Source organism: Streptomyces changanensis (genome assembly GCF_024600715.1).
GTDB lineage: Bacteria > Actinomycetota > Actinomycetes > Streptomycetales > Streptomycetaceae > Streptomyces > Streptomyces changanensis.
Genome location: NZ_CP102332.1, coordinates 2,577,598 through 2,603,264 on the forward strand (window position 1 = coordinate 2,577,598; position 25,667 = coordinate 2,603,264).

Annotated in this window: 21 protein-coding genes and 1 pseudogene; 13 read left to right on the forward strand and 9 right to left on the reverse strand. The window is 73.9% G+C overall.

Annotated elements, in window-relative coordinates; all coding sequences use genetic code 11:
• Window positions 1-286: 286 nt before the first annotated feature.
• A complete protein-coding gene (locus NRO40_RS11400) occupies window positions 287-550 on the reverse strand; it encodes a WhiB family transcriptional regulator (RefSeq protein WP_023588371.1) in 264 nt (87 codons plus the stop codon).
• 687 nt (window positions 551-1,237) lie between these two features.
• Between NRO40_RS11400 and NRO40_RS11405 the strand changes: the two genes are divergently transcribed.
• The 3 genes from NRO40_RS11405 to NRO40_RS11415 are packed head-to-tail and all read left to right on the forward strand — an operon-like array spanning window position 1,238 to window position 4,026.
• The gene (locus NRO40_RS11405) at window positions 1,238-1,756 is read left to right on the forward strand and encodes a cysteine dioxygenase (protein WP_058943312.1); all 519 of its coding nucleotides are present in this window, start codon (window positions 1,238-1,240) and stop codon (window positions 1,754-1,756) included.
• A 12-nt stretch (window positions 1,757-1,768) separates the two neighbouring features.
• Window positions 1,769-2,725, forward strand: a complete 957-nt coding sequence (cofD, locus tag NRO40_RS11410) for a 2-phospho-L-lactate transferase (RefSeq protein ID WP_058943311.1) — start codon at window positions 1,769-1,771, stop codon at window positions 2,723-2,725.
• Window positions 2,722-4,026 (forward strand): coenzyme F420-0:L-glutamate ligase, encoded by a 1,305-nt coding sequence (locus tag NRO40_RS11415; RefSeq protein WP_058943310.1) that lies wholly within the window; start codon window positions 2,722-2,724, stop codon window positions 4,024-4,026. Before cofD ends, NRO40_RS11415 begins: the two co-directional genes overlap by 4 nt.
• A 225-nt stretch (window positions 4,027-4,251) precedes the next feature.
• On the opposite strand, the gene NRO40_RS11420 is transcribed toward NRO40_RS11415, so the two are convergent.
• From NRO40_RS11420 to NRO40_RS11430, 3 genes are all read right to left on the reverse strand, one after another.
• Window positions 4,252-5,409: a DNA-3-methyladenine glycosylase family protein gene (locus NRO40_RS11420; RefSeq protein ID WP_198549390.1), complete on the reverse strand. Its 1,158-nt coding sequence runs from the start codon at window positions 5,407-5,409 to the stop codon at window positions 4,252-4,254.
• 313 nt (window positions 5,410-5,722) lie between these two features.
• Window positions 5,723-6,805 carry a mannose-1-phosphate guanylyltransferase gene (gene manB / locus NRO40_RS11425; protein ID WP_058943309.1) on the reverse strand — a complete coding sequence of 361 codons (1,083 nt, stop codon included), beginning with the start codon at window positions 6,803-6,805 and terminating at the stop codon, window positions 5,723-5,725.
• A gap of 159 nt (window positions 6,806-6,964) precedes the next feature.
• Window positions 6,965-8,686: an N-acetylmuramoyl-L-alanine amidase gene (locus tag NRO40_RS11430; RefSeq protein WP_058943308.1), complete on the reverse strand. Its 1,722-nt coding sequence runs from the start codon at window positions 8,684-8,686 to the stop codon at window positions 6,965-6,967.
• 128 nt (window positions 8,687-8,814) lie between these two features.
• Here NRO40_RS11430 and NRO40_RS11435 point away from each other — a divergent pair, with 128 nt between their 5' ends.
• The 4 genes from NRO40_RS11435 (at window position 8,815) to NRO40_RS11450 (ending at window position 15,052) form a co-directional block, all read left to right on the forward strand.
• A complete protein-coding gene (locus NRO40_RS11435; protein ID WP_058943307.1) occupies window positions 8,815-9,579 on the forward strand; it encodes a TIGR03089 family protein in 765 nt (254 codons plus the stop codon).
• A 206-nt stretch (window positions 9,580-9,785) separates the two neighbouring features.
• Entirely contained in the window at window positions 9,786-10,991 is a 1,206-nt protein-coding gene (locus tag NRO40_RS11440) for an LCP family protein (RefSeq protein WP_058943306.1), read from the forward strand.
• A gap of 260 nt (window positions 10,992-11,251) precedes the next feature.
• Entirely contained in the window at window positions 11,252-13,186 is a 1,935-nt protein-coding gene (locus NRO40_RS11445; protein ID WP_058943305.1) for an LCP family protein, read from the forward strand.
• Window positions 13,187-13,216: 30 nt separating this feature from the next.
• Window positions 13,217-15,052 carry an LCP family protein gene (locus NRO40_RS11450; RefSeq protein ID WP_079047233.1) on the forward strand — a complete coding sequence of 612 codons (1,836 nt, stop codon included), beginning with the start codon at window positions 13,217-13,219 and terminating at the stop codon, window positions 15,050-15,052.
• Window positions 15,053-15,539: 487 nt separating this feature from the next.
• On the opposite strand, the gene NRO40_RS11455 is transcribed toward NRO40_RS11450, so the two are convergent.
• Window positions 15,540-16,826: an LCP family protein gene (locus NRO40_RS11455; RefSeq protein ID WP_198549389.1), complete on the reverse strand. Its 1,287-nt coding sequence runs from the start codon at window positions 16,824-16,826 to the stop codon at window positions 15,540-15,542.
• 119 nt (window positions 16,827-16,945) lie between these two features.
• Here NRO40_RS11455 and NRO40_RS11460 point away from each other — a divergent pair, with 119 nt between their 5' ends.
• Window positions 16,946-17,479 carry an acyl-CoA thioesterase gene (locus tag NRO40_RS11460; RefSeq protein ID WP_058943326.1) on the forward strand — a complete coding sequence of 178 codons (534 nt, stop codon included), beginning with the start codon at window positions 16,946-16,948 and terminating at the stop codon, window positions 17,477-17,479.
• Window positions 17,480-17,533: 54 nt separating this feature from the next.
• Here NRO40_RS11460 and NRO40_RS11465 read toward each other — a convergent pair whose 3' ends face one another.
• Window positions 17,534-19,138 (reverse strand): LCP family protein, encoded by a 1,605-nt coding sequence (locus NRO40_RS11465; RefSeq protein WP_079047231.1) that lies wholly within the window; start codon window positions 19,136-19,138, stop codon window positions 17,534-17,536.
• A 149-nt stretch (window positions 19,139-19,287) separates the two neighbouring features.
• On the opposite strand from NRO40_RS11465, the gene NRO40_RS11470 reads away from it, so the two are divergent.
• Both NRO40_RS11470 and NRO40_RS11475 read left to right on the forward strand, forming a co-directional pair.
• On the forward strand, window positions 19,288-20,298 hold the full coding sequence (locus tag NRO40_RS11470; protein WP_058943302.1) for a glycosyltransferase family 2 protein: 1,011 nt from the start codon (window positions 19,288-19,290) through the stop codon (window positions 20,296-20,298).
• 211 nt (window positions 20,299-20,509) lie between these two features.
• Window positions 20,510-22,024, forward strand: a complete 1,515-nt coding sequence (locus NRO40_RS11475) for a glycosyltransferase family 39 protein (protein ID WP_079047230.1) — start codon at window positions 20,510-20,512, stop codon at window positions 22,022-22,024.
• Between the two features lie 63 nt (window positions 22,025-22,087).
• Here NRO40_RS11475 and NRO40_RS11480 read toward each other — a convergent pair whose 3' ends face one another.
• From NRO40_RS11480 to NRO40_RS11490, 3 genes and pseudogenes are all read right to left on the reverse strand, one after another.
• Window positions 22,088-22,264, reverse strand: coding sequence for a DUF397 domain-containing protein (locus NRO40_RS11480; protein ID WP_058943301.1), 177 nt, complete (start codon window positions 22,262-22,264; stop codon window positions 22,088-22,090).
• Between the two features lies 1 nt (window position 22,265).
• Window positions 22,266-22,448 carry a DUF397 domain-containing protein gene (locus NRO40_RS11485; RefSeq protein ID WP_058943300.1) on the reverse strand — a complete coding sequence of 61 codons (183 nt, stop codon included), beginning with the start codon at window positions 22,446-22,448 and terminating at the stop codon, window positions 22,266-22,268.
• Window positions 22,445-23,282 (reverse strand): annotated as a pseudogene (locus NRO40_RS11490) (helix-turn-helix domain-containing protein). The gene NRO40_RS11485 and the pseudogene NRO40_RS11490 overlap by 4 nt, the downstream one beginning before the upstream one ends.
• 134 nt (window positions 23,283-23,416) lie before the next feature.
• Between NRO40_RS11490 and NRO40_RS11495 the strand changes: the two are divergent.
• From NRO40_RS11495 to NRO40_RS11505, 3 genes are all read left to right on the forward strand, one after another.
• Window positions 23,417-23,857, forward strand: a complete 441-nt coding sequence (locus tag NRO40_RS11495) for an ATP-binding protein (protein WP_058943299.1) — start codon at window positions 23,417-23,419, stop codon at window positions 23,855-23,857.
• Between the two features lie 284 nt (window positions 23,858-24,141).
• Window positions 24,142-25,014 (forward strand): hypothetical protein, encoded by an 873-nt coding sequence (locus NRO40_RS11500; protein WP_058943298.1) that lies wholly within the window; start codon window positions 24,142-24,144, stop codon window positions 25,012-25,014.
• A gap of 52 nt (window positions 25,015-25,066) precedes the next feature.
• The gene (locus tag NRO40_RS11505) at window positions 25,067-25,663 is read left to right on the forward strand and encodes a Uma2 family endonuclease (protein ID WP_257375397.1); all 597 of its coding nucleotides are present in this window, start codon (window positions 25,067-25,069) and stop codon (window positions 25,661-25,663) included.
• Window positions 25,664-25,667 lie beyond the last annotated feature (4 nt).

Genomic DNA, 25,667 nt, shown 5'->3' on the forward strand with positions numbered 1-25,667 from the left:
GTGTCGGTGGAGTGGCCGGCGGCCCGGTCACGGCCGGGCGGGGCGGCGGTCGGGCGGCGTGGGCGGGCGGCGTGGGCGGCTCTCTCGCCCCCGGGTGGCGGCCGGGGCGGCCCTGCGGGGGCCCGGTGCCTGCCACGGCTGTTCACGGCGGACCCGCAGGGCGGCTGCCCACGGGCGCGGACTACCGGGCGGCTGCCCACGAGCGCGGACTACCGGGCGCGGGCCCGGTCTCCGGCTGCCCGGGCGCCGGCGGTGCGCTCGCCGCGGGGGTCGGCCCCGGGGAGGGTCAGACGGCCGCCTTCTTCAGGCGGCGGCGCTCACGCTCGGAGAGACCGCCCCAGATTCCGAATCTCTCGTCGTTGGCCAGTGCGTATTCGAGGCATTCCGAACGGACTTCACAGGCGAGGCACACCTTCTTGGCCTCACGCGTGGATCCGCCCTTCTCGGGGAAGAAGGACTCGGGGTCGGTCTGGGCGCACAACGCGCGCTCCTGCCAGCCGAGTTCCTCGTCCGCGTCCTCGACCAGCAGCTCCTGGAACAACTCGGTCATGTGCGCCCCTCGTCTGTCATTAACGTCCCCGTGATGCCGCCGTTCGCAATTCCCGCCGAACGACACGAGTGAAATTACAAGTGTGTAGCTCCGGGGCAGTCAAGCTGGGATCTGCTATTGGGCCCGGTATTCACTCTGCGGAACCAAAGGTATGCGGAAAGTGTTCATATCGGTAAAAATGAGACACCCGCCGCCCCTTCCGCGCTCCGTCCATGACGTCTCTCCCGAGAAGGACGTCCCTAACGTCGGTCGTGTTGCCGCCGGTTCGCCGAAGCGATCCGGATCACAGTCAGGTCACGACCGCTCGCGGGCGTTTGCGCGGGTGGTTCCTGCGCCATGTGTCCCCGACCGCCGCCGCACAAACCTTTCTCCCCGCCCGGTAACCGGATGAGGTGAAACATTGCGGCCAAATCGGGCATCAGGTTGACAGAGGATTCGCGCCGAGCCACCTTTGAAGGCATGCCAGCGACCACAGCGCCCTTCGCGACCCACGTTGCCCGTGGGTTCCGCCGCGCTGTCCACGCTCGCTGTTGCTGTTCCTGCTGTTGATGCCCTAGCGCTCCAGCCCCCTCCCCCGGCGCGTCCCATCGCCGCACGCGCGCACGTCCCGGTCCCCCGGAGCCCGCGCTCAGCCGCACCCGCACCGCCCTCCCGCCGACCACGCTCAGCCGAGGACACACCCCACCCATGAACAGCGACAGCGACCTCCAGATCGCCGGCGACATCCTCGCCGTCCAGCACCTCCTCCAGCCGGAGAAGGAGCACCCCGACACCGTCGCCGAGTACGCCGGGCTCGCCCGTTCCATCGCCGCCGACCGCTCCCGGTGGGCGCACCTCGTCGCGTACGACGCCACCACGCGCTGGTACCACCGGCTGCGCACCGGCCCCGGGTACGAGGTGTGGCTCCTGTCCTGGCTGCCCGGCCAGGGCACCGGCGGGACCCACGACCACGGCAGGTCGTCCGGTGTGCTGACCGTGCTGGAGGGGGAGCTGACGGAACGTACGGCGACGGGTGTACGAACGCTCGGCCGAGGCGCGCAGCGGGTGTTCGCGCCCGGTTACGCGCACGGAATCGTCAACGACTCGCTCGAACCGGCCGTCAGCCTGCACGTCTACTACCCGGGTCTGACCGAGATGCCGATGCACGACGGCGCCGCCGTTTTCCACAGATCCGCCCCGCGTGCCCGGAGCGGGTCCTCCGCCTGACAAACTGCCCGCATGCGCATGGTGGTTCTGGCCGGTGGCATCGGTGGTGCCCGTTTCCTGCGCGGCCTCAAGCGGGCCGCGCCCGACGCGGACATCACGGTCATCGGCAACACGGGTGACGACATCCATCTGTTCGGGCTGAAGGTCTGCCCCGACCTCGACACGGTCATGTACACCCTCGGCGGTGGCATCGACGAGGCACAGGGCTGGGGGCGGGCCGACGAGACCTTCCAGGTGAAGGCCGAACTCGCGGCGTACGGGGTGGGACCCGAGTGGTTCGGCCTGGGCGACCGCGACTTCGCCACGCACATCGTCCGCACCCAGATGCTGGGCGCCGGCTATCCGCTGAGCGCCGTCACCGAGGCGCTGTGCGACCGGTGGCGGCCGGGCGTGCGGCTGCTGCCCATGTCGGACGACCGGGTGGAGACGCACGTCGCGGTCGAGCTGGACGGCGAGCGGCGGGCGGTCCACTTCCAGGAGTACTGGGTACGGCTGCGCGCCTCCGTCGACGCGCACGCGGTCGTGCCCGTCGGCGCGGAGCAGGCCAAGCCGGCGCCCGGCGTGCTGGAGGCGATCGCCGAGGCGGACGTGGTGCTCTTCCCACCGTCCAACCCGGTGGTCAGCATCGGCACGATCCTCGCCGTGCCCGGCATCCGGGAGGCCGTCGCCGAGGCGGGCGTGCCGGTCGTCGGCCTGTCGCCGATCGTCGGGAACGCGCCGGTGCGCGGCATGGCCGACAAGGTCCTCGCCGCGGTCGGCGTCGAGGCGACGGCCTCGGCGGTCGCCCGGCACTACGGCTCGGGCCTGCTGGACGGCTGGCTCGTCGACACCGTGGACGCGGACGCGGTCGCCGAGGTGGAGGCCGCGGGCATCCGCTGCCGGGCCGTGCCGCTGATGATGACCGACGTGGAGGCGGCCGCGGCGATGGCCAGGGAGGCGCTCGCCCTCGCCGAGGAGGTACGGGGGTGACGGCCGGCTACCGGGTCTGGGCGCCGGCCGGGATACCGGAGGTCGGGAAGGGCGACGACCTCGCCGGGCTGATCGCCGCCGCCGAGCCCGGCCTGGCCGACGGCGACGTCGTCCTCGTCACCTCCAAGATCGTGAGCAAGGCGGAGGGCCGGGTCGTCGCCACCGCGGACCGCGAGGCCGCCATCGACGCCGAGACGGTCCGCGTCGTCGCCCGGCGCGGCACCCTGCGGATCGTCGAGAACCGCAACGGCCTCGTCATGGCCGCGGCCGGGGTCGACGCGTCGAACACCCCCGCCGGGACGGTCCTGCTGCTGCCCGAGGACCCCGACGCCTCGGCACGGGCGATCCGCGCCGGGCTGCGGGCCCTGCTCGGCGTCGACGTCGGCGTCGTCGTCACCGACACCTTCGGGCGGCCCTGGCGCAGCGGGCTGACGGACGTGGCGATCGGGGCGGCCGGGGTGCGCGTCCTGGACGACCTGCGCGGCGGTACCGACGCCCACGGCAACGCGCTCGTCGCGACGGTCGTGGCCAGCGCCGACGAACTGGCCGCCGCCGGGGACCTGGTGAAGGGCAAGACCGCCGGGCGGCCCGTCGCCGTCGTGCGCGGACTGCCGCACCTGGTGGCCGGGGACGGCGAGGACGCGCCCGGGGCATGGGCCCTGGTGCGCGGCGCGGACGACGACATGTTCCGGCTCGGCACGTCGGAGGCGGTACGCGAGGCCGTCACCCGACGCCGTACCGTACGGGCCTTCACCGACGACCCGGTCGACCCCGGCGCCGTACGGCGCGCGGTCGCCGCCGCGGTGACGGCGCCCGCGCCGCACCACACCACGCCGTGGCGGTTCGTGCTGCTGGAGTCCGCGGAGTCGCGCCTACGGCTGCTGGACGCGATGCGCGACGCGTGGGTCGCCGACCTGCGGGCCGACGGGCTGGGCGAGGAGGCCGTCGCCCGGCGGGTCCGCCGCGGGGACGTGCTGCGCCACGCGCCGTACCTGGTGGTGCCGTGCCTGGTGGCGACCGGCGCCCACACGTACCCGGACGCGCGCCGGGCCGTCGCCGAGCGGGAGATGTTCGTCGTCGCGGCGGGGGCCGGCGTGCAGAACCTGCTGGTCGCGCTGGCGGGCGAGCGGCTCGGCTCGGCGTGGGTGTCGTCCACGATGTTCTGCCGCGACGTCGTACGGCGCGTGCTGGACCTGCCGGAGGAGTGGGACCCGATGGGCGCCGTCGCCGTCGGCCGCCCGGCGGAGCCCCCGCGTCCCCGCCCGGCCCGCGATCCGGAGGCGTTCCTCACGGTGCGGTGAGGTCCTACGGGGCCCGGGTGCCGCGTCCCGTGATGCGGGGGCCGTGGTGCCGCGTGGTCCACGCTGCTGTCTCCTGTCGCCTGGTCCGGCCGCCCCGGCGGCGTGGTCCCGGCCGCTGTCGCCCGTCACCTGGTCCCGGCGGCGTGGTGCGGCCGGGGTGCCGGGCCCGGGTGTCGTGGTGCGGGCCGTGCCGCGGTGGGTGGCGGCGTCTGGGGCCCGTGGCGGTCAGAGGGGGGCGATGTCGCGCGGGGTCATGCGCGGGGCGCGACGGGGCGGCGTCCGGCCGCTGAGCAGGACCAGCCGGGCGGCCCGGTGGCGCTGGCCGGCGTACGGCTCCAGCAGCTCCAACATCTGCGCGTCGTCGGCGTCCCGGCGGTCGGCCAGGGCGTGGCCGATGATGCCCGGCAGGTGGTAGTCGCCGGTCGACACCGCGTCCGGGGCGCCGTTGCTGCGCTGGACGGTCTCCGCTGACGTCCACGGGCCGATGCCCGGGACCAGCTCCAACCTGCGCCGGGCCGCCTCGGGCTCCATGCCGGCCGCCTCCTCCAGACGGCGCGCCACCCGTACGGCGCGCAGCACGGTGGCGGAGCGCTTGCCGTCGACGCCCGCGCGGTGCCACTCCCACGACGGGACGAGCGCCCAGGTCCGCGGCTCCGGCACCACGGCCAGGCGCAGCTCGGCCGGCGCGCCCGGCGCGGGCTCGCCGTACGCGCGCACCAGCAGCCGCCACGCCCGGTACGCCTCGTCGGTCGTGACCTTCTGTTCCAGGATCGAGGGGATGAGCGACTCCAGGACCAGCCCGGTGCGGAGCAGCCGCAGCCCGGGGCGGCGGCGCCGGGTCACGGCGAGCAGCCGGTGCCGGGGCGTGAACGCGTCCGGCTCGTCCAGGGAGCCGAGCAGGACCGGCAGTCGGTCCAGGAGCCAGTCCGCGCCGGCGCCCCACGCGTCCGCCTCGACCGTGCCGCCGCGTGCGGTGACGCGCAGCGTGCCGGGGCCCTCCGGCGTCCGGCAGGTGCGCCAGAACGCGCCGTCGGGTGTCGCCCGGTACGTGGGGTCGGCCGGGCCGCGGCGCAGCGGGCCGAGGGTGAGACCGAGGTCCAGCGGCCAGGGCGGGGTCCAGGTGCGGTGGCGGGGGCTGTGCTGCCCGCCCGCCTGCGGGGGCACGACGGGCCGCCGGCCTCCGGAGGCTCCGCCCCGTTCCCCGCCGGGCGTTCCGGCGGACGCCGGTGTCCCGCCCGACGCGGGCGCCCCGCCGGACGCGGACGGTCCGGGCGGCGCGGGCGGCGGGCCGGCGGCGGGGCGGGGTCCGCGGTGTCCGGGTACGCCGGTGGCGCCGCCGCGCACGGTCGTGCGCGGGGGGCGGGGGGCGTAGCGGCCGGCCACGGGGGCTCCTGCGGTGGGGACGCGGAGGTCCGGGAGGTCCGGAAGTCCGGCGAGTCGTCGGGTGCGGGGTCCCGAACAGGGTAATCCCGCGCCGCCCGACTGTCCCCGCGCCCGCTCACCGGCCGGCAGGAGGGGCACCCACCGCGCACCGCGCCGGCCGCCGGCGGCAGCCGAGGGGCCTGCGCGCCGGCGGGCCCACACGCCCAAGCGGAGGGCCCACACGCCCACGCGCCCACGCGGAGCGGCACACGCGCCCACGCGCCCACGCGCCGGCGGGGAGACCCACCGCGCCGCCCGGCCGCCCCGCGGGCGCCTACTGGTCGGAGGAGAAGCGCACCGCGCCGGCGGGCAGGTGGGCGCCGCACCAGACGCGCACGCCGTCGCGCAGCTCGTTGTCCGCGCCGACGTGGGCGCCGTCGCCGATCACCGCGCCGTGCAGCACGGTCCGGGCGCCGATCCGGGCGCCCTCCCCGACGAGCGAGTCCGTGACGACCGCGCCGGGCTCCACGACGGCGCCCGCCATGACGGCGCTGCCGTCGATCCGCGCGCCCTCGCCGACGACGGCGCCCGCGCAGACGACGGTGCCGCCCGTGAGCTTGGCGTCGGCGGCGACCTCGGCGCCGTCCACGACGAGCCGGTCGCCGCAGCGGCCCGGCACGGCCGGGGACGGGGCGCGGCCGAGGACGAGGTCGGCGGAGCCGCGGACGAACGCCTGCGGGGTCCCGAGGTCCAGCCAGTACGTGGAGTCGACCATGCCCTGGAGGTGGGCGCCGTCGGCCAGGAGCCCGGGGAACGTCTCGCGCTCCACGGAGACCGGCCGGCCGGCCGGGATGGAGTCGATGACCGACCGGCGGAAGACGTAGGCGCCGGCGTTGATCTGGTCGGTGACGATCTCCTCCGGCGTCTGCGGCTTCTCCAGGAACGCCGTGACCCGTCCCGTGGGGTCGGTGGGCACGAGCCCGAACGCCCGCGGGTCCTCGACCCGGGTCAGGTGCAGCGAGACGTCGGCGCCGGACGTCTCGTGGGTGTGGACCAGGGCGCGGATGTCGAGGCCGGTGAGGATGTCCCCGTTGAAGATGAGGACCGGCTCGTCCGGCCCCGACGTCAGCCGCTCCGCGACGTTGCGTATCGCGCCGCCGGTGCCCAGGGGCTCCACCTCGGTGACGTACTCCAGGTGGAGGCCGAGGGACGATCCGTCGCCGAAGTACGGCTCGAACACCTCGGCCAGGTACGAGGTCGCCAGGACGATGTGCTCGACGCCGGCCGCGCGGGCCCGGGCGAGCTGGTGCGTGAGGAAGGGCACACCCGCCGCGGGCACCATCGGCTTCGGCGTGTTCACCGTCATCGGTCGCAGCCTGGTTCCCTTGCCGCCGACCAGGAGGATCGCTTCTGTCACCTGTCGTCTCTGCTTCCTGCTGGGCCGGTCGTTGGGGTGGTGGCCCGATCCGGCGGGCTGACCTCGTCGGAGATCGGATCGCTCAAATGATCGGCACGACCAGGCAGTGTAGGCAGATCCTAGGCAGACCTGGACAGACGGTTCGACACGGCCTTCGGGTCAGGACCTCCCCTGGTACGTGGCCGCCGCAGTGCGGATCGTGCCGAGCTTTCCGTACAGCTTCGCGCCCGGGCACTCGGTGGAGTAGCCGTCCCGGTGGCCCGAGATGGTGTTCAGCTTCACCTTCGTGCCCTTGGCGTACCGGTTCCCGCCGCCCGACACCAGGGTGCTCTTGCCCTTCGGGTCCTTGCTGTAGAGGCCGAGCTTCCAGGCCGTCAGCTTCGCGACGCCCGTGACGGCCTTGGCCGGCGGGGTCGTGCCGCCGTACGAGCCGAGGACCGCGATGCCGGTGCTGTTGGTGTTGAAGCCGAGGGTGTGGGCGCCCTGGACGGCCTTCGCCACGCCGCCGGCCCGGCCTTCGTAGATTTTGCCGCACTTGTCGACGGCGAAGTTGTAGCCGAGGTCGCGCCACCCCATGCTCTTGACGTGGTAGCGGTAGATACCTCGCAGGACGGAGGGGGCCTGCGCGCAGGTGTAGTTGTTGCCGGTGGCGCTGTGGTGGACGAAGGCCACCTGGACGGACTTGGTGTAGAGGAAGGACGGTTCGCGGAGCTTCTCGTCGGCGCCCCAGCCCTTCCGCGTGACGATGCCCGGCCGCGGGGCGGCGTACGCGGCGGCGGGGCCGGCGGCCTCCCACTCCGCCTCGGTCATCTCGGGGAGTTCGACGGCGCCGAGAGAGGCGCCGAGCTCGGAGTTGGCCGCCGAGGCGGCGGTCTCCTCCGGGGAGAGCGCGGCGCCCGAGACGGGGGCGACGGCGTCGGGGTCGATGGAGTGGTCCGCGCTCTCCTCCACCTCGGTGGGTGGGTCGACGGCCTCGTCGGCGGGTCCGTCAGCGACCTCTTCGGCACCCTGGTCCGCGTCGGCGTCGGCGTCGGCTCCGGTGTCCGTGTCGGAGGCGGGGTCGGTGTTCTGGTCCGCGTCGGTGCCGGTGTCGGTGTCGGTGTCGGTCGCGGGGTCCGCGTCGGAGGCGGGGTCCGTGGCCGGGTCCGTCGCGGTGCCCGGACCGGCGTCCGTCGCCGGCCCGGTGGCCGGATCCGGGTCGGCGGTCGCGCCCTGGCCGGTGTTCACGTCGGCGGCGGGGTCCGGCGGCGCGTCCTGGGCGGTCGGGTCGTCCGTGCCCGGCTCCGGTGCCGGGTCGCCGCCCGGGTCCACGAGCTCCGCGCGCAGGCCGCCCGGCAGGGCGGGCGCCCGTCCCGCGCGGTCCTCGGCCGGCTCGGGCAGGACCCGTACCTCGACGCCGTCCGAGTCGCCCACCCACAGCGGCGCCGTACCGCCGCGGACCGCGGTGGAGCGGGCCTCCGCCGAACCGGGGTCGGCCCCGTGGTCGCCCTGGTGGGTCTCCAGGTCCTGCCACGGCGACCACGCGCCGGTCCCGGTGGCGCGGGTACGCACCTGGACGGTGCCGTGCAGTTCGGCGTCGGGGTCGTCCCACACCACGCCGATCATCGAGAACGGGTCGACCTCCTGGCGGGGCAGGCCCCGGGCGGCACCACCGCCGGGGGCCGTGCTGCGCTCGTCGCCGGGCAGCGGGACGAGCGGCAAGGACCGGGTGGCGCCCGGGTCGGGCGTGTCGTCCGCCGCCTTCACGGAGGGCGGGGCGGTGGAGGCGGTCGGGGCCGCGGTGGCCGCGTGGGCCGGGGAGAGGGGCATCGCGAGGGCGGGCGAGGAGGCGGTGGTGACCGCGACCGCTACGCCGATCAAGGGAATACGAATGGAACGCATAGCCAGATACTGGACATTTGCCCCGAATTGCGCTTCTCGATTTCGCTGACGGCTCATCGGTCCGTACGGAGGACCGCGTCACCCGCTCGGCCCTTCCGCGACCACCCCGCCCGCGTAGTCTTGCGCGGGTGAACGCCAGCGACCGCACCCCTGCCGACCTGCTGCGATCCGCGCTCGCCGCGGACCCGGCCCGCCCCCTGGTCACGTACTACGACGACGCCACCGGTGAGCGCGTCGAACTCTCGGTGGCCACCTTCGCCAACTGGGTGGCCAAGACGGCGAACCTGCTCCAGGACGGGCTCTCCGCCGAGCCCGGTGAGCGGGTCGCGCTGCTGCTGCCCGCGCACTGGCAGACCGCCGTCTGGCTGCTCGCCTGCGCGTCGGTCGGCGTGGTGGCCGACCTGGACGGCGACCCGGCCTCCGCCGACCACGTCGTGGCCGGACCCGACCGCCTCGACGAGGGCCTCGCCTGCGCCGGCGGCCGCCTCGCCCTGTCGCTCGCCCCGCTGGGGCGCCGCTTCCCCGCGCCGCCCGCCGGCTACGACGACTACGCCGTCGAGGTGCCGGGCCAGGGCGACCGCTTCGCCCCGTACGCCCCCGTCGGCCCCGACGCGCCGGCGCTCGCCGTGCGCGACGCCGCCGGCGGCCGTACCGAGCTGACCGGCGCCGACCTCGTCGCGCGGGCGCGCCGGGACGCGGCGCGGCGCGGACTCGCGCCCGGCTCGCGACTGCTGTCGGGGCTGCCGTGGCAGGACTGGGACGGCGTGTCGGCCGGGCTGTACGCACCGCTGGCGGCGGGCGGGTCCGTCGTCCTGTGCCGCCACCTGGACCGGCTCTCCCCCGAGGAACTGGACCGGCGCACCGCCACCGAACGCGTCACCGACCGGGCCTGACACCGCCTGACGGCCGGGGTGCGGGCCCGCACCCCGGCCACCCGTCCGGCGGACCGCGTGCCGAGTCCGCCGGGTTCCCGGGTCCCGTCCGGTACATCATCGGCGGAGCGCACCCCCGTGCGCGCAACCCCGCGCGGGGCTCGACCGTCTCACCATCCGACGGCGGCCCCGGAGGCCGCCGACGCCCCGAAGGACGGACAGACGACGTGACGGACACCGCCGGCACTCCCCCGGACGACCCGGACGCCTCGGCCGGCAACCGGCCGTCGTGGCTGCGCTGGGCGGCGCTCGGCTCCTCCGTCGTCGTCCTCGTCGCGGCGGGTACCGGCTGGTGGCTGTACCGCAAGCTCGACGGCAACATCACCACCGACGAGAGGGCGGTCACCGAGCTCAAGCGGTACGAGCGGGACCGCCCGGCGCCCGTCCCGCGCGGCGGCAGGAACATCCTGCTCATCGGCTCCGACACACGCGCCGGGGACGGCAACGCCGAGTACGGGCAGGACGAGGGCACCCAGCGGTCCGACACCACGATCCTGCTGCACCTGTCGGCGCGCGGGCACGGCGTGACGGCCGTGTCGATCCCGCGCGACCTGATGGTGGAGGTCCCCGACTGCCGCACCGCCCGCGGGAAGCGGGCCGCACCGCGGGTCGCCCAGTTCAACACCGCCTTCCAGGCCGGCGGGACGGCCTGCACCGTGCGCACCCTGGAGAAGCTGACCGGGATCCGCGTCGACCACCACATGGTGATCGACTTCCAGGGTTTCAAGGACATGGTCGACGCGGTCGGCGGCGTGCGCGTCTGCGTCCGCGAGCCCATCGACGACCCGGACGCCCACGTGAAGCTGGCCGCCGGGGCGCAGACGCTCGACGGGGAGCAGGCCCTCGGCTACGTGCGGGCCCGCAAGTCGCTGGGCGGGGGCAGCGACACCGAACGCATGGACCGCCAGCAGGAGTTCCTCGGCGCGCTGGTCACCAAGGTGCAGAGCAACGGCGTCCTGCTCAACCCGGCGCGGCTCTACCCGGTCCTGGACGCGGCCACCAAGTCCCTCACCACCGACCCGGGGCTCGACTCCCTCAAGGACCTGTACGACCTGGCGCGAAGACTGCGCAGCGTACCGACGGAGAAGGTGCAGTTCCTCACAGTGCCGCGCAGGCCGTACCACGCCGACCCGAACCGGGACGAACTCGTACAGCCGGACGCCGGGCGGCTCTTCAGGCGGCTGCGGGCCGACGCCCCCGTCGTCGTGCTCCCCCCGGGGGAGCGGGACGGCGGCGCCACCACCCCGCCGCGCGGTACGGATCCGGCCCCGGAAACGAGCCCCTCACCAGGGGCGACGCCGGGTGGCCGGGGCAGCCCGTCGCCGGCGCCGACGTACACCGGTACGAACGCCGCGGCGAGCGCGTGCCCGTGAGCGGGCGCGCGGCCGTCGGGGTGGAGGGGGGCGGTGAGAGGAAAGGACGTGACAGAGGCGGCGGTGCATGAACTTTGGGCGGAATGCCCGGTTGTAAGGGGCGTGGAATTTGTCACGGGCGTCGCCCCACGCTGAACTGGGCGGATAGTGTGACGCGATCCGGTGCGGGCGACCCCGTGGGACGCGCACCGTGGATCGAGAGACCGAGCGCCTGGCGGGGGAGGCGCCTCGCGTGGCACCGACGGAGGACTCAGGCAACCGTGGACGCGCACAGCCGTGGAGGGGCGGAGGACATCGACCCCGCCGACCAGTGGGTACTGAACCCGCAGACCGGTAACTACGAACTGCGACTGGACCATTCCACTGGGCAGTCACCCGCGTCCGCGCCCCGCGCCACCACCGCGGCCAGACCGCCCGCCCAGGGGGGCCGTTCCGCCCGTACGTCGTCCTCGTCGTCGGAATCCCCGGCGTCGTCCTCGTCGTCCGCGCCGCCCCCAGCGGGCAAGGGCGCGGGTACCGGCCGGGGCGCCGGCAAGGCCGCGGGCACGGGCAGGGGCTCGGGCAAGGCCGCGGAGTCGGCGTCGGGCGCCGAGGCGTCGACCGGTTCCCGCCGCCGCGCCGCCGAGGTACCCGGCCAGCGCAGGCGCCGCACCGCCGAACCGTCCGGACAGGGCGGGGGCGGCCGCCGCGCCGCGGCCCCGGCGGCGGCCGGCCGGCGCCGGGGGAAGGCAAAGCCGCGCAAGGCCCGCACCAGGAAGGCCCTCATGTGGACCGGCGGGGTCACGGCCTTCGCCCTGGTCGCCACCGGCGCCGCCGCGTACTACCTGTACGAGCGGCTCGACGGCAACCTCAGCACCATCGACGTCGCGGGCGCCGGCGGCGGCTCCGGCTTCAAGAAGGACCAGGCCATCAACATCCTGGTCATCGGCACCGACAAGCGGACCGGTGACGGCAACTCCGGCTACGGCGACAAGAACAGCCCCGGCCACGCCGACACGACGATCCTGCTGCACGTCTCCAAGGACCGGACGAACGCCACGGCGCTGTCCATCCCCCGCGACCTGATCACCGACATCCCGAGCTGCGAGGCCACGCTGCCGGACGGCACGAAGAAGAAGATCCCGGCGCAGAGCGGGGTGCGGTTCAACACCAGCCTCGGCCAGCTGGACCGCGACCCGGGCTGCACCATGGCCACCGTCCACGAGCTCACCGGCGTCCCCGTCGACCACTTCATGATGGTCGACTTCAACGCCGTGAAGACGCTGTCGACGGCGGTCGGCGGGGTCGACGTGTGTGTCGAGCAGCCGGTGAAGGACAAGAAGTCGGGGCTGGAGCTGCCGGCGGGCACGAGCACCATCGAGGGCGAGCAGGCCCTCGCCTTCGTCCGCACCCGGCAGGCGTTCGGCAACAAGAGCGACCTGAGCCGCATCCAGACGCAGCAGCAGTTCATGGGCTCGATGTTCCGCAAGATGAAGTCGAGCGACACCCTCACCAGCCCGTCGAAGCTGCTGGACCTCGCCGACGCGGCGACGAAGGCGCTCACCGTCGACTCCGGCATAGGGAGCGTCAAGAAGCTCCAGGAACTGGGCCTGGAGGTCGCCAAGGTCGACCCGAAGAACATCACCTTCGCCACGCTCCCGGTCCTGGACAACCCGGCCGAGCAGATCAAGGCGACCGTCGTCCTCGACCAGGCCAAGGCCGAGCCGCTCTTCTCCATCATCCGCAACGACGTCTCGCTCACCGAGGTCGAGCAGAAGGAGAAGGACGCGAAGAGCGCCGAGAAGGCCGCGCAGGCCGCGCTCCTCAAGGGGCCCCGCGCGGAGGCGTCCGCGGTCCGCGTCGACGTGTACAACGGCAGCGGCATCCGCGGCGGCGCCCAGTCGACGATCAACTGGCTGCAGAACGACGCCGGCGTACTGAAGTCGACCAACAAGGCCAACGCGCCGTCGGACATCGCGAAGACGACGCTGGAGTACGCGCCGAACCAGGCCGACCAGGCCCGCAAGCTCGCGGACCTGATGGGGCTGCCGGCGACGGCACTCAAGCAGGGGACGTCCGACGCCGGGGAGCGCGAGCCGATGACGCTCACCCTCGGCGAGGACTTCAGGGGAGCGGGCGTCCCCCTCACCGGTCCGGCGAAGGCGCCGGAGGGTGTGCAGAAGGTAGTGGCGGACAAGCAGGTGTGCGCGAAGTGACGCGGACCTGATCACCAGGGGAGACGTTGGGTGGGACACAGCAGCGTGCGTGGGGAGGGGACGCGGGAGAGCGTCCCGCACGCCCGGAACGCCCGTGACCGCGGCCGGGGCGACGACACCGCAGACGGTGCCGGCCCGGCGGCGGACCGGAACGACGACGGCGGAGCGGCCGGTACGGGAGCGGACGCGGGCTTCGGTGCCCGCGCCGGGCGCAGGGGTGCCCGGCGCGCGGACCCCGACGGCCCGGACGCCGACGGCGACGGCGCCGCCGGCGGGCCCGGGCAGGGGGACCGGCCCGGTTCGCGCGGCGCGGGGTCCGGCCGGCGTCGGGCCGGCCAGCGGCCGCGCCGGAGCGCCCGCACCGGCAAGCGGCGCGTGCTCCGCTGGGTCGCCTCGGTCCTGTCGCTGCTGATACTCGGCACCGCCGGCGCCGGGTACCTCTACATCGAGCACCTGAACGGCAACATCCGCAGCGGAGGCCGCAGCGGCGGCGACAGCGGCGTGGAGAAGGCGGCGCCCGACGCCTCCGGCAACACCCCGCTGAACATCCTGCTGATCGGCGCCGACGGACGTAACTCCAAGGAGAACCTCGCCCTCGGCGGCGCCAAGGACACCGTCGGCGACAAGCCGCGCGGCGACGTGCAGATGCTGCTGCACGTCGCGAGGGACCGCAGGAGCGCCGCCGTCGTGAGCATCCCGCGCGACACCCGGGTCGACATACCGGCCTGCCAGGACGACGACACCGGCGAGAAGTTCCCCGCCACCAACCGCATCATCACCGAGTCGCTCCAGCGCGGCGGCCCCGGCTGCACCCTCACCACCTGGGAGAAGCTCACCGGCGTCTACATCGACCACTGGATGATGGTCGACTTCGCGGGCGTCGTACGGATGGCGGACGCGGTCGGCGGCGTCCCCGTGTGCGTCCGGCAGAACGTCCACGACCGGCCCACCGCGCAGGTCTCCGGCGGCTCCGGCCTGAAACTGCGGCAGGGCACGACGTACGTCAAGGGCGAGCAGGCGCTCCAGTGGCTGCGCACCCGGCACGCCTTCTTCAACGACCAGGGCCGCGCCAAGGCGCAGCACATGTACATGAACGCGATGCTCCGCCAGCTGAAGGACCAGAACGCCTTCACCGACACCGGCCGCATAACGGACCTCGCGGAGGCCGCCACCAAGGCGATCCAGGTCTCCGAGGAACTGGAGTCGGTGCCGCGCCTCTTCGACCTCGCGATGGAGTTGAAGCACGTCCCCACCAACCGCATCACCATGACGACGCTGCCCACGGTCGAGGACCACGCGAACCGCGCCCACCTGCTGCCGGAGCCGAACTCCGCGGAGCGGATCTGGAAGATGCTCCGCGAGGACGTCCCGTTCGACGACAACGGCACGGCGGCGGACGCGAAGCCGTCGGCCCCGCCGAAGGAGACCGGCCCCGCGGCGGCCGCGCCGGCGTCCCTGGCCGTCACGGTCCTCAACGGCACCGGCGCGGACGGGAAGTACCCGGTGAAGGGCCGCGCCGGCGCGGTCGCCGAGACCCTGCGCGGCAAGGGCTTCACCCGGGCCGACGCCTCCCAGGCCGCGGCCTCCGCGCCGCGGACGCGCCTGGACTACCCGAAGGCGTCGGGCGCGCAGGGCAAGGCGGACGCGCTGTCCGTGGCGAAGGCGATCGGCCTCCCGGCCACCGCCGTACGGGCCGTCGACGGGGGGGACGGGCCGACGCTCACGATCGGCGCCGACTGGCGCGAGGGCGAGGCGTTCCCGAAGCAGCAGGACCCGAAGGCCGGCGACCTCCCGGACGACGCCGAGAACTCCAACGGCGCGGACACGAAGGCGTGCATGGAGGTCTACCAGCCGTACCGCTGGTAGCCCCGGCACCCCGGGCGGCGGCGCGGCGCACACCGCCCCGCCGCCGCCCACCCGAAGGCCGGACGGACGCCCCGCCTCCCGCCGGCGGCGCCCACCGGGGAACCGCGCCACCCGGCGAGGGGCTACCCGTCCCGCCCACGCCGCCCCGCCCCGGAAAGCAGTGGGCCGGCCTTCCGTCGGCCGCCCGCCCACCGAACCACCCCGAAAGCGGCACGCCACGCCTCCCGCCGGTAACGCCGACCGGGGAACCGCGCCACCCGGCGGCGGAGCGGCCCGCCCTCGCCGCGGCTCGCCGAGGTCCGTGGCGGTGACGGGCCGCCGCCACGGCGCGGGCTGGTCAGCGGCCGGGGTGCGTCCCGCGGCGGCGCGACCGGCGGGGCGCCGTGCGTCGGTGTCCCGCCCCTGCCCCCGCGAGGCGCGCGACGCTCGACGCCCACCGCGCTGCCCGTGGGGCGGCGGGCGGGCGAGGCGGCGCGGGGGCCGGCGGTCAGTTGGCGGTGACCGTGACCTTCTCGTCGTTCTGGATCTGCCGCACCAGTTCGCGGACCTTCGCCTTGTCCCAGACGAGGTTGCCGCCGCGGCTGCCGGAGACGGGCATGTTCATCGACGTGCCGTCGCCGCCGTTGACGCCCTTCATCGCGAAGAACATCTCCGCCAGGTCGAACAGCGACATGTCCTTGTCGACGATCAGCGTGTCCAGTCCGGCGCCCAGCGTCGGGTACAGCGCGAACGGGTTGAGGACCGTGCCGGGCGTGGCGGCCTGGCCGGCCAGGGCGGCGAGGAACTTCTGCTGGTTCTTCGTGCGCGCGAGGTCCGACTCGGCGAAGGCGTACCGCGTGCGGACGAAGGCGAGGGCCTGCTCACCGTCGAGGGTCTGCTTGCCCGCCTGGAAGTCGGCGCCGGACTTCTTGTCCTTGAAGCCCTTGTCGATGGTGATCTCGACCCCGCCGAGCGCGTCGACGATGTTGGCGAAGCCGGCGAAGCCGATCTCCGCGTAGTGGTCGATGCGCAGCCCGGTGTTGTGCTCGACGGTGCGGACGAGCAGCTCGGGGCCGTCCTCCGCGTACGCCGCGTTCAGCTTCACGCGACGGCCGCTGCCCTTGAAGGTCTTGCCGGACTGGGAGCCGACGAACGTGGGGATCTCCACGTCCGAGTCGCGGGGCAGGGAGATCATGGTGTTCCCGCTGCCGCACGCGGCGAGGATCATCATGGAGTCCGTGCGCTTGCCGTCGGCGGAGCCGGTGTGCAGCCGCTTCTTGTCCTCGGCGGTCATGCCCTCGCGGCTGTCGGAGCCCACGATCAGGTACGTCGTGCAGTCGCCTTCCTGCGGGCGCTCGATGACCTTGGAGAGGTCGACCTCGCGGCGCATGCGCCCGTCGGCCCAGAAGTACGTGCCGATCGTCGTGGCCAGGACGACCACGGCGACGGTGATCGCCCCGACCTTGATGCGGCGGCCCCAGTTCGGCGCCGGGCGCGCGCCGCCGGGGGGCGGTGCGTACGGGGCGCCGGGGCCCCGCCCGCCGCCGCCGGGCCCCGCACCGGGGCCCGCGCCCTGGGCGCCGCGCGGCATGCCGTAGACCTGGCCCGTGTTGTAGCCGCTGTCGAAGCCGGGAGCGTTGCGGGGCGCGTCGTCGTAGCCCGGTCGCTGCTGCGGCGGGACGGTTCCGGGCCGCACGTGCGGCATGACGCGGGCGCCCTCGGGCTGGGCGTCAGCGCTGCCGCGGCCGTAGCGCGCGTTGCGGTCGTGGGACCGTCCTTCAGGCCAGTCATTCATGCCGAACAGTGTGCCGCGCGGCCTGGCGGCCCTTACAGGGCGGGTGGGGAATCGGGGCGGCGCTGTAGCCAAGCTGATGCAATGCGGACGTGTCCGACTCCGGGCATATGGTGGAGGGCATGACAGACCAGTCCATGCTCGAGGGCAAGCCGACCTCGGCGTCCCGCACCACACTCAGCCACATCATGACCGGCAGCGACACCAACCTGCTCGGCACGGTACACGGCGGTGTGATCATGAAGTTGGTGGACGACGCGGCGGGAGCCGTCGCCGGACGCCACTCCGGGGGGCCCGCGGTGACGGCGTCCATGGACGAGATGGTCTTCCTGGAGCCCGTGCGCGTCGGTGACCTCGTCCATGTGAAGGCGCAGGTCAACTGGACCGGCCGGTCCTCCATGGAGGTCGGCGTCCGGGTGCTGGCGGAGCGCTGGAACGAGTCGACGCCGGCCACGCAGGTCGGCTCGGCGTACCTGGTGTTCGCCGCCGTGGACGCGGACGGCAAGCCTCGGACCGTGCCGCCGGTCATCCCCGAGACGGAGCGGGACGAGCGGCGCTACCAGGAGGCGCAGATCCGCCGTACGCACCGGCTCGCCCGCCGGCGAGCGATCAAGGAGCTGCGGGAGCGGCGGGCCGCCGAGGGCTTCGACGACTGAGCCGCGGAACGCCGCCACGACCGTCCGTGGGACGCGCGCCGGCGGCGGGCCGGGTCAGGGACAGACCACCTGGTCGCCCGTGACGGCCGCCGGTACACCGCCGGTCTGCCGTTGCGGGGCGGGTGTCTCGGCGCGGACCGGCTGGACGGCCCGGTAGTCCTCGCCGGCCGTGACCTTCAGCACGGGCCCCTGGCCCGCTACCGCGCGCAGCTCGCACCCGGGGAGCGCCGCCGCCAGCGACATCGCGGAGCGGTCCCAGAGCGGGTCGTACGCGACGACGGTGCGGGCCGTGTCGCGCCGGTCGGCGTTGAACGGCGTGCCGGTCGTCCGGAAGCCGGTGGCCCGCAGCGCGGCGTCCACGCGGGCGCCGAGCCCGTGCACCCGGGTGCCGTTGTAGACCTGGACGCGCACCGCGCGGGGCGCGACCTCGACGGGCTTGCGGCGCGGTGCGGTCTTGGCCGGGCGGGTCGCGAGCGGCCGGTCCGCGCGGATCGCGTCGAAGACCCGCTTGGCCCCCGCCGCGTCCCACTTCACCGTCGAGCCGATGCCCTTGACGCGTACGCCGACGGCGCCGACCGGGACGGACGTGAACTCGGACGACGCCGTCGTGAAGCCGCGCATCGCCTTGGCCAGCGTCAGCATCTCCTCGGTGCCGAAGCCGCGGTCCGCGCGGACGGAGCCGGCCATGGCGTCGAGGACCGTGCGGAAGCGCACCGGGTGGAGCAGCTCGCCGTTGCTCGTCGCCCGGTCGATGAGCGCGGCGACGAACCGCTGCTGGCGCTGCATCCGCCCCAGGTCCGACGCCCCGTCGACGTGGCGGGAGCGGACGTACTGGAGCGCCCTCCCGCCGTCGAGGGTGTGGGTGCCGGCGGGCAGGGCGAGGCCGGTGTACGCGTCGTGCATGGGGCGGGCGGTGCAGATCTGCACGCCGCCCATGGCGTCGACGGTGCGCATGAAGCTGGTGAAGTCGACCTCCAGGTAGTGGTCGATCTTGACGCCGGTCATCCGCTCCACGGTGCGCACGGTGAGGTTGGGGCCGCCCTCCGCGTAGGCGGCGTTCAGCTTGACGGGATGCCGGCCGTGCCGCTTGCCGGTCGTGACGTCGGTGTGCTCGGGGAGCTCGGCGTACGAGTCGCGGGGCAGCGACACCAGGCTGGCCCGCTTCCGGTCCTCCGAGACGTGCACCAGCATGATCGTGTCGGTGCAGTGGCAGGGGGCGCCGCCGAGCCGGTAACGGACCTTCTCCGCCATGGTGATCTTGTCGCGGCCGTCGGTGCCGACGAGCAGGATGTTGGTGCCGTTGCCCGCGCGGGGCCGGTTCTTCATGTCCTTGAAGGCGTCCACCCGGCCGATGCCGGTGTCGAAGCTGGTGACGACGGCGTGCCCGATGCCGCCGGCGCCGAGGACCAGGACCGACAGGGTCGTCGCCACTCGCGCCCCCCAGCGGGACCGCTTCCGCCGGGCCCGCGGAGCCTGCCTCGCCCGTACCGCCGGGACCTGCCCGCGGGTCGCCGGAGCCTGCCGCCGTGCCGCCGGGGCCCGCCGTCCCGCCCCTCGGGCGGGCGGCCGGGGCTCCGGGCGGTCGGGACGGCGGGGCGGCACGGGCACGGGGGACACCTCCGCGGGCACTGGGGCGGACCGTGAGCACAGTAGGCCCATACGATCAGCGACCGGCCGTCCGGCCCGGGCGGCGCGCACCGGGGTCCCCCGTTCGCGGTAACGTGGCGGGCGATACCCGCCGGGGCTCGCCCCGGCTCCCCGAGGCCGCCGTCCGCCCGGGGACGAACCTTCGTACCTCCCGAGGAGCCATGTCCCTGCCCCCGGTCTCCGTGATCATGCCGGTCCTCAACGAGGAACGGCACCTGCGCGACGCGGTCCGCCACATCCTCGAACAGGAGTACGAGGGCGAGATGGAGGTGGTGATCGCGCTCGGCCCGTCCACCGACCGCACCGACGAGATCGCCGCCGAGCTGGTCCGCGAGGACCCCCGCGTGCACACCGTGCCCAACCCGACGGGCCGCACCCCCGCCGCGCTCAACGCCGCGATCAAGGCGTCGCGCCACCCGGTCGTGGTGCGCGTCGACGGGCACGGCATGCTCTCGCCGGACTACATCGCGACGGCCGTGCGACTGCTGGAGGAGACCGGCGCGCAGAACGTCGGCGGCATCATGCACGCCGAGGGCGAGAACGCCTGGGAGGACGCCGTCGCGGCCGCGATGACCTCCCGGATCGGCGTGGGCAACGCCGCGTTCCACACCGGCGGCGAGGCGGGCCCGGCCGAGACGGTGTACCTCGGGGTGTTCCGGCGCGAGGCGCTGGAGCAGCAGGGCGGGTACAACGAGGAGTTCATCCGCGCGCAGGACTGGGAGCTGAACTTCCGCATCCGCGAGGCGGGCGGGCTGATCTGGTTCTCCCCGGAGCTGCGGGTGCGGTACCGGCCGCGGCCGAGCGTGCGCGCGCTGGCGAAGCAGTACAAGGACTACGGGCGCTGGCGCCACGTCGTGGCCCGTTACCACCAGGGCTCCATCAACCTGCGCTATCTGGCCCCGCCGGCCGCGGTCTGCGCCATCGCCGCGGGTGTGGTGGTCGGCGCGACGCTCACGCCGTTCGGCTTCGTCGTCCCCGGCGGGTACCTGGCCGCGATCACCGCCGGCTCGATCCCGGCCGGCAAGGGCCTGCCCCTGAAGGCGCGCGTGCGGATCCCGGTCGCGTTGGCGACGATGCACATGTCGTGGGGGTACGGCTTCCTGACGAGCCCGCGCTCGCTGGCCCGCAAGGTCATCGCGAGCCGCCGCCCGGCGGTCCGCACGGCGGCCTGACCCACCCGACGCCACACGTCAGACGGCCCCCGGCGCCCTCGCGCCGGGGGCCGTCACACGTGTGCCGCCGCACGCGTGAGCGAATACGTCCGGAAATCGCCCGCGCGTCCGAACGCGACCGGTACGGTCCTCGTCGAAGATCTTGTCAGCGAGCGCCCGCCCGCCTCCCTGGCGTCCCACGCACGCACCGCGCCACCCGGGAGCCGTCCTGATGTCCGTCGACAGCGCAGCACGTCCGTCGCTTCGCCCGCCGCCGGTCGGGGACGCACCCCAGGACCGCCCGGTCGGCGCCTCGGCCCGCAGGGCCCTCGTCTGGTCGGTCCCCGTGCTGTGGACCGTGGCACTCGGCCTGTGGGGGCTGTCGCGACAGGGCAGCGTGTGGCGGGACGAGGCCGCGACCTGGCAGGTCGCCAGGCGCTGCACAGCCGACATCTGGCACATGCTGGGGAACGTCGATGTCGTCCACGGGTGCTACTACCTGCTGATGCACACGCTCTTCGCGGCGTTCGGGCCGGGCATCACGACCCTGCGGCTGCCCTCGGTGCTGGCCACGGCGGTGGCGGCGGCCTGTGTGGCGGTCATCGGCCGCCGCCTCGCGGGCGGATGGGCGGGCCTCGGCGGCGGGATGGCCCTGGCGCTGCTCCCGGCCGTGCAGTTCCACCTGCAGGAAGGCCGCCCCTACGCGCTGGTCGCCGCAGGGGCCGGGGTGTCCACGCTGCTCCTCGTGACCGCGCTGCAAGGGCGCGTCCGGCGGGCCCGGTGGGCGGCCTACGGCGGCATCGTCCTGCTGTGCGGCCTGCTGAACTGGCTCTCGCTCATGATCCTGCCGGCACACGCCGCGACCCTCCTTTGGACCCGTGCCGGACGCGCCGTGTGGATCCGCTGGGCGGGGGCCTCCGCAGCGGCCACCGCCTGCGTCCTGCCCCTGATCCTCTTCAGTCGAAGCCAGTCGGCGCAGGTGTCATGGATCCCGCCCCTCACCTGGCACATGCTCATCGGCCCTGCCGTCCTCCTGGCCGTCGGCGGGGTCGGCGCCCTGGTGGACCGGCCCCGAATGGGCCAACTCTCGGTGGCGGCCGTCGGATTACCGCTGCTGGTGGTTCCGCACGTCGGCCTCATCGGCCTTTCCCTGATCCAGCCGCTGTTCCTCGACCGGTACATACTCTTCAGCCTGCTCGGCCTGGCGCTGCTGATCGGCACACTGCTGGGTTCGGCGGTACGAGCGGTCACGTCCCGGTCCCCACGGCTGTCGACCTGGGTCGTGCCGGTGGCGGTCGTCGCGGCGACGGCGGCACTCCTGCCGCAGTCCCTGGCCAAACGCTCCCCGGCAAGCCGGGTGGACGACGTCCTGGCGGTGGCGTCGGAGGTGCGGCGGCTGGCACAGGCCGGGAACGCGGTGCTCTTCATCCCGTCAGCACGCCGGGACACCAAATCCGTCTCCCCCGACGCCTTCGCCGGACTGCGCGACATAGCCCTGGCCGAGAGCCCGGAGGAGTCCGGGACGCTGAAGGGGGTGGAGGCGGCCCCAGAGCGCATACGCACGGCGATGCTCACCCAGGAACGCATACTCCTCGTGACGGACGCCCCCGAGGTGGCGAGACCGGTATCGGCCGAACGGGACAGGACGAAGACCGCTGTGCTGGAGCAGCACTTCACCGCAGTGGCCGACGAACAGGTCCGCGGCAGACGGGTCACGGTCTACCTACGGACCACGTCGCCCCGCTGACCGACGTCGCGCCCCCACCCACGCGCCTCCGGGACTCCACCCGGCCTCATCCGCTCCCGGCGCTCAGCCCCGGGACGCGTACGCCAGGAAGTCCGCCCAGGCGTCTGGCGTGAAGCCGAGCCGCGGACCCGGCACGTTCTTGGAGTCGCGGACGTGGATGGTGTCGTCGGCGGCCGCTACCTCGACGCATGCTGGGCCGTCGTTGCTGCTGTAGCTGCTCTTGACCCAGGTCAGCACCATGTCAGCCCCGGGACGCGTAGGTCAGGAAGTCCACCCAGGCGTCAGGCGTGAAACCGAGCTGCGGACCGGGGACGTACTTGGAGTCGCGGACGTGGACGGTGTCGTCCGCGGCCGCGACTTCGACGCATTGAGGGCCGTCATTGGTGCTGTAGCTGCTCTTGACCCAGGTCAGCTCGGCATTCATGTCTCTCCCAGCAGTTTCTCGATGAAGGTCCGCGACACCCTCGGAGTAAGCGCCTGCGACCTGATCATGCCGTACCGCATCTCAAGGATCTGGACCTCCTTGGGATGGCTGATCACGCGGCTGGTGAGCTGCGCTTCGTTGTGCCCCACCGACGTGCCGTCGCTCAGCTTAAGCACTTGGTGAGAGCCCCCCAGCCCCGCGTGCTCCTCCGTCTCCGTGGGCATGACCTGGATCTCGACATGCCTCAACGAGCCCAGCTGCAGAAGGCGTTCGAGTTGGCGGCGCAACACCATTCTGCCCCCGATCGGGCGCCTGAGCGTCGCCTCTTCCTGGACAAAGACCAGGAAGAGGCGCGGGCTGCCGCTCGAAGACGGACTGCCGAGCCATCCGGGCCGCCACCAAGCGCTCCACCTGGTCCCCGGAGAACGCGGGCCGCCGCTCCCCGTACAGCGCGCGGGCGTACTCCTCGGTCTGGAGCAGCCCGTGCACCACTCCGTTTTCATACGCGCCGAGCTCGACCGCGTCGGCCTCCAGCTTCGCCAGGTCGCGGACCTTCTTCGGGTACCTGGCCTCGGCCACGTCCTTCTTCATCGCCGCCAGCTTGCCGCCCGCTCCCAGGACCTCGTCCGCCCTGTCCAGGAACTCCGGCCTCGGGATACGCTTGCCGGCCTCCACCTTGTAGACCTGGTTCTCGCCGTACCCGATGGCCGCGCCCAGGTCCGCCGCGCGCATCTTCGCGGCCTCGCGCCAGAGCCTGACCTGCCGACCGACCGCCGCGATCACCGCGCCCGAGTCGTCCTCCAGGTCGACGTCCTGCTCCGGTCCGTCCGTCATACGACACCCGCCTCCGCCCGTGTCCGTGGGCGACGCCGTACGGGACGGACAGGGCCGCACACCGGCTGGGCAGTCACTGTCCGTACACGCGTCGCTCTGGTCAGCGTAAGCGCGAGACGGCCACGCTGAGTCACGTGAACCTGGAAATCACCCGAACCGAACCTTCCGCCCCCACCCGGCAGTTCACCGTGCTGCTCTCCCCCACCCGGCGTGGCGTCCGGCTCGCCCGCCTGCTGGCCTCGGCCCAACTGGCGTACTGGGGAATCCCGTCGGAGTCGGCCGCGCAGATCGTCGCCGAACTGGCGGCGAACGCACGGGCCCACGGCCGCGTCCCGGGCAGGGACTTCCGCCTGGACCTCGCGGTCGAGGGCGGGGGCACGTGCCTGCGGATCGCGGTCACCGACACGCGCGGGGACCGGCTGCCGCCGGGTCCCGGCGCCGTCACGCCACCCGCTCCCGACGCCGAGCGGGGGCGCGGTCTGCTGATCGTCGAGGCGCTCGCCGACCGGTGGGGCGTCACGGCCGGACCCGTGCCCCGCAAGACCGTCTGGGCCGAGCTCGACCTCGTACCGTGACCGGTCGCACCGGGTCGCGGGCGTCCACGACCCGGTGGTCCGCGACGCGGTGGCGCACGATGCAAAAGATCAAAGAACGTCTGTGAGGAACGGGAAAACCACCTACCCCACCCCACCCCACCGCCGCCGGTCACTCCCCCGGGTGACCTTGCCCAATCGGGCTGGATTTCGGGCGGGTTGGCGGGCATATGCTCGCGGCGACAACCACAGACAGACGTCGGCCCCCGGCCGGGACGGCAATCCCGATCGAGGGCCTGACCATCAAGGAAGTACGGAGCTTCCCGATGGATACCCAGCAGATTAGCGCGCCCTCGCGCGCCCCGTCCCGCCTTCCCGGACGCGTCACCGGTTCCGGTGTCCTCCACGTACGGGCACGCCACACCGACCGCTTCACGGTCGTCGGCAACCATCTCGCCCAGCACCGCGAGCTGTCCCTGACGGCGATCGGGCTCGCCGTGCACATCCAGTCGCTGCCCGACGGGGCGAAGGTCGGCATCAAGGTGCTGGCCGACCGGTTCCCGGAGAGCGAGACCCGGATCGCCGCCGCGCTGCGGGAGTTGGAGGAGCACCACTACCTGGAGCGCACCCGGGTCCGCCTCCCCGGCGGCGAGCTGGTCACCCGCACGGTGGCGTACGACCACCCGGCCCTGGCCCCGGCCGCCCCGGCCCCGACCCCTGCTCCGGCAGCGCCTCCACCGCCCCCCGCGCCGGAACCGGAACCCGCGCCCGCGCCCGTACCGCAGCGGGAGACCGCGCCACCTCGCCCGCCGCTCCCCCAGCCGCAGACCCCCGACCCGGAGCGCCACCGCGTGGCCGCCGACCTCCTCGCCGGCCTGCGGCGCGACGACCCCCGCCTGCTTCTGGGCGAGCACGACGTCCGTCGCCTCGCCCCGGCCGTGGCGGCCTGGCTGGAGCGCGACGCGCACCCCGACGCCGTACGCCACGTGCTGACAGCCGCCCTGCCCGGCCGGCTGCAACAGCCCGCCGGCCTCCTCGCCCACCGGCTCACCGTGCTCCTGCCACCACCGCTACCGGCAGCCGCGCCGACGGCCGCGAGAGACCCGTTCCAGACCTGCGACACCTGCGACCGCGCCTTCCGGGCACCGGAGCCGGGCCACTGCCGCGACTGCCGATCCGATCTCCCGGAGGCCGCCTAGCATGAACGTGACGATCCTTGCCCCCGGGCACCGACGACGAGGAGCGCACGCCATGAGCATCGCCCCGGACGACGCGCAGCGGGAGACGCACTACCTGTACCGGACGATGCGGGATTTCGTGTCCTCGATGGACGACACCCTTCCCGGCAAGTTCGAGATCACCAAGGAAGGAATCGTCCACGACATGATGGCGCCCGGGAAACCGCACGAGCTCACGGTGCTACGCGTCCGCAAGCGCCTTGAGCGGGTCATGCCCGACGAACTGGCGGCCCATACGGGAGAGCCCGACGTGGAGGACGAGCCCGAGGGCATCATGCGCCACCCCGACGTGATGGTGATCGCCGAGGCGGACATGGAGGGGGACGGGAGGTTCGACCCTCGTACTCTCATCGCCGCCATCGAGGTCGTGTCCCGCTCCAACCCCGACAACGACTGGGTCGGCAAGATGCGGGACTACCCGCTGCTCGGCATCCCGATCTACGTGATCTTCGATCCGCGCACCGGCTCCGGGGCCGTCCTGTCCGACATCCACGCGACCCCGTCGGGCCCCCGCTACGCCACCCGCAAGGAGTTCGTGTACGGCGAGGACGTCACCATCGGCGAGTGGACGATCCCGACGACGGACCTCCCCCGGTACGCCGACGCGTGACCGC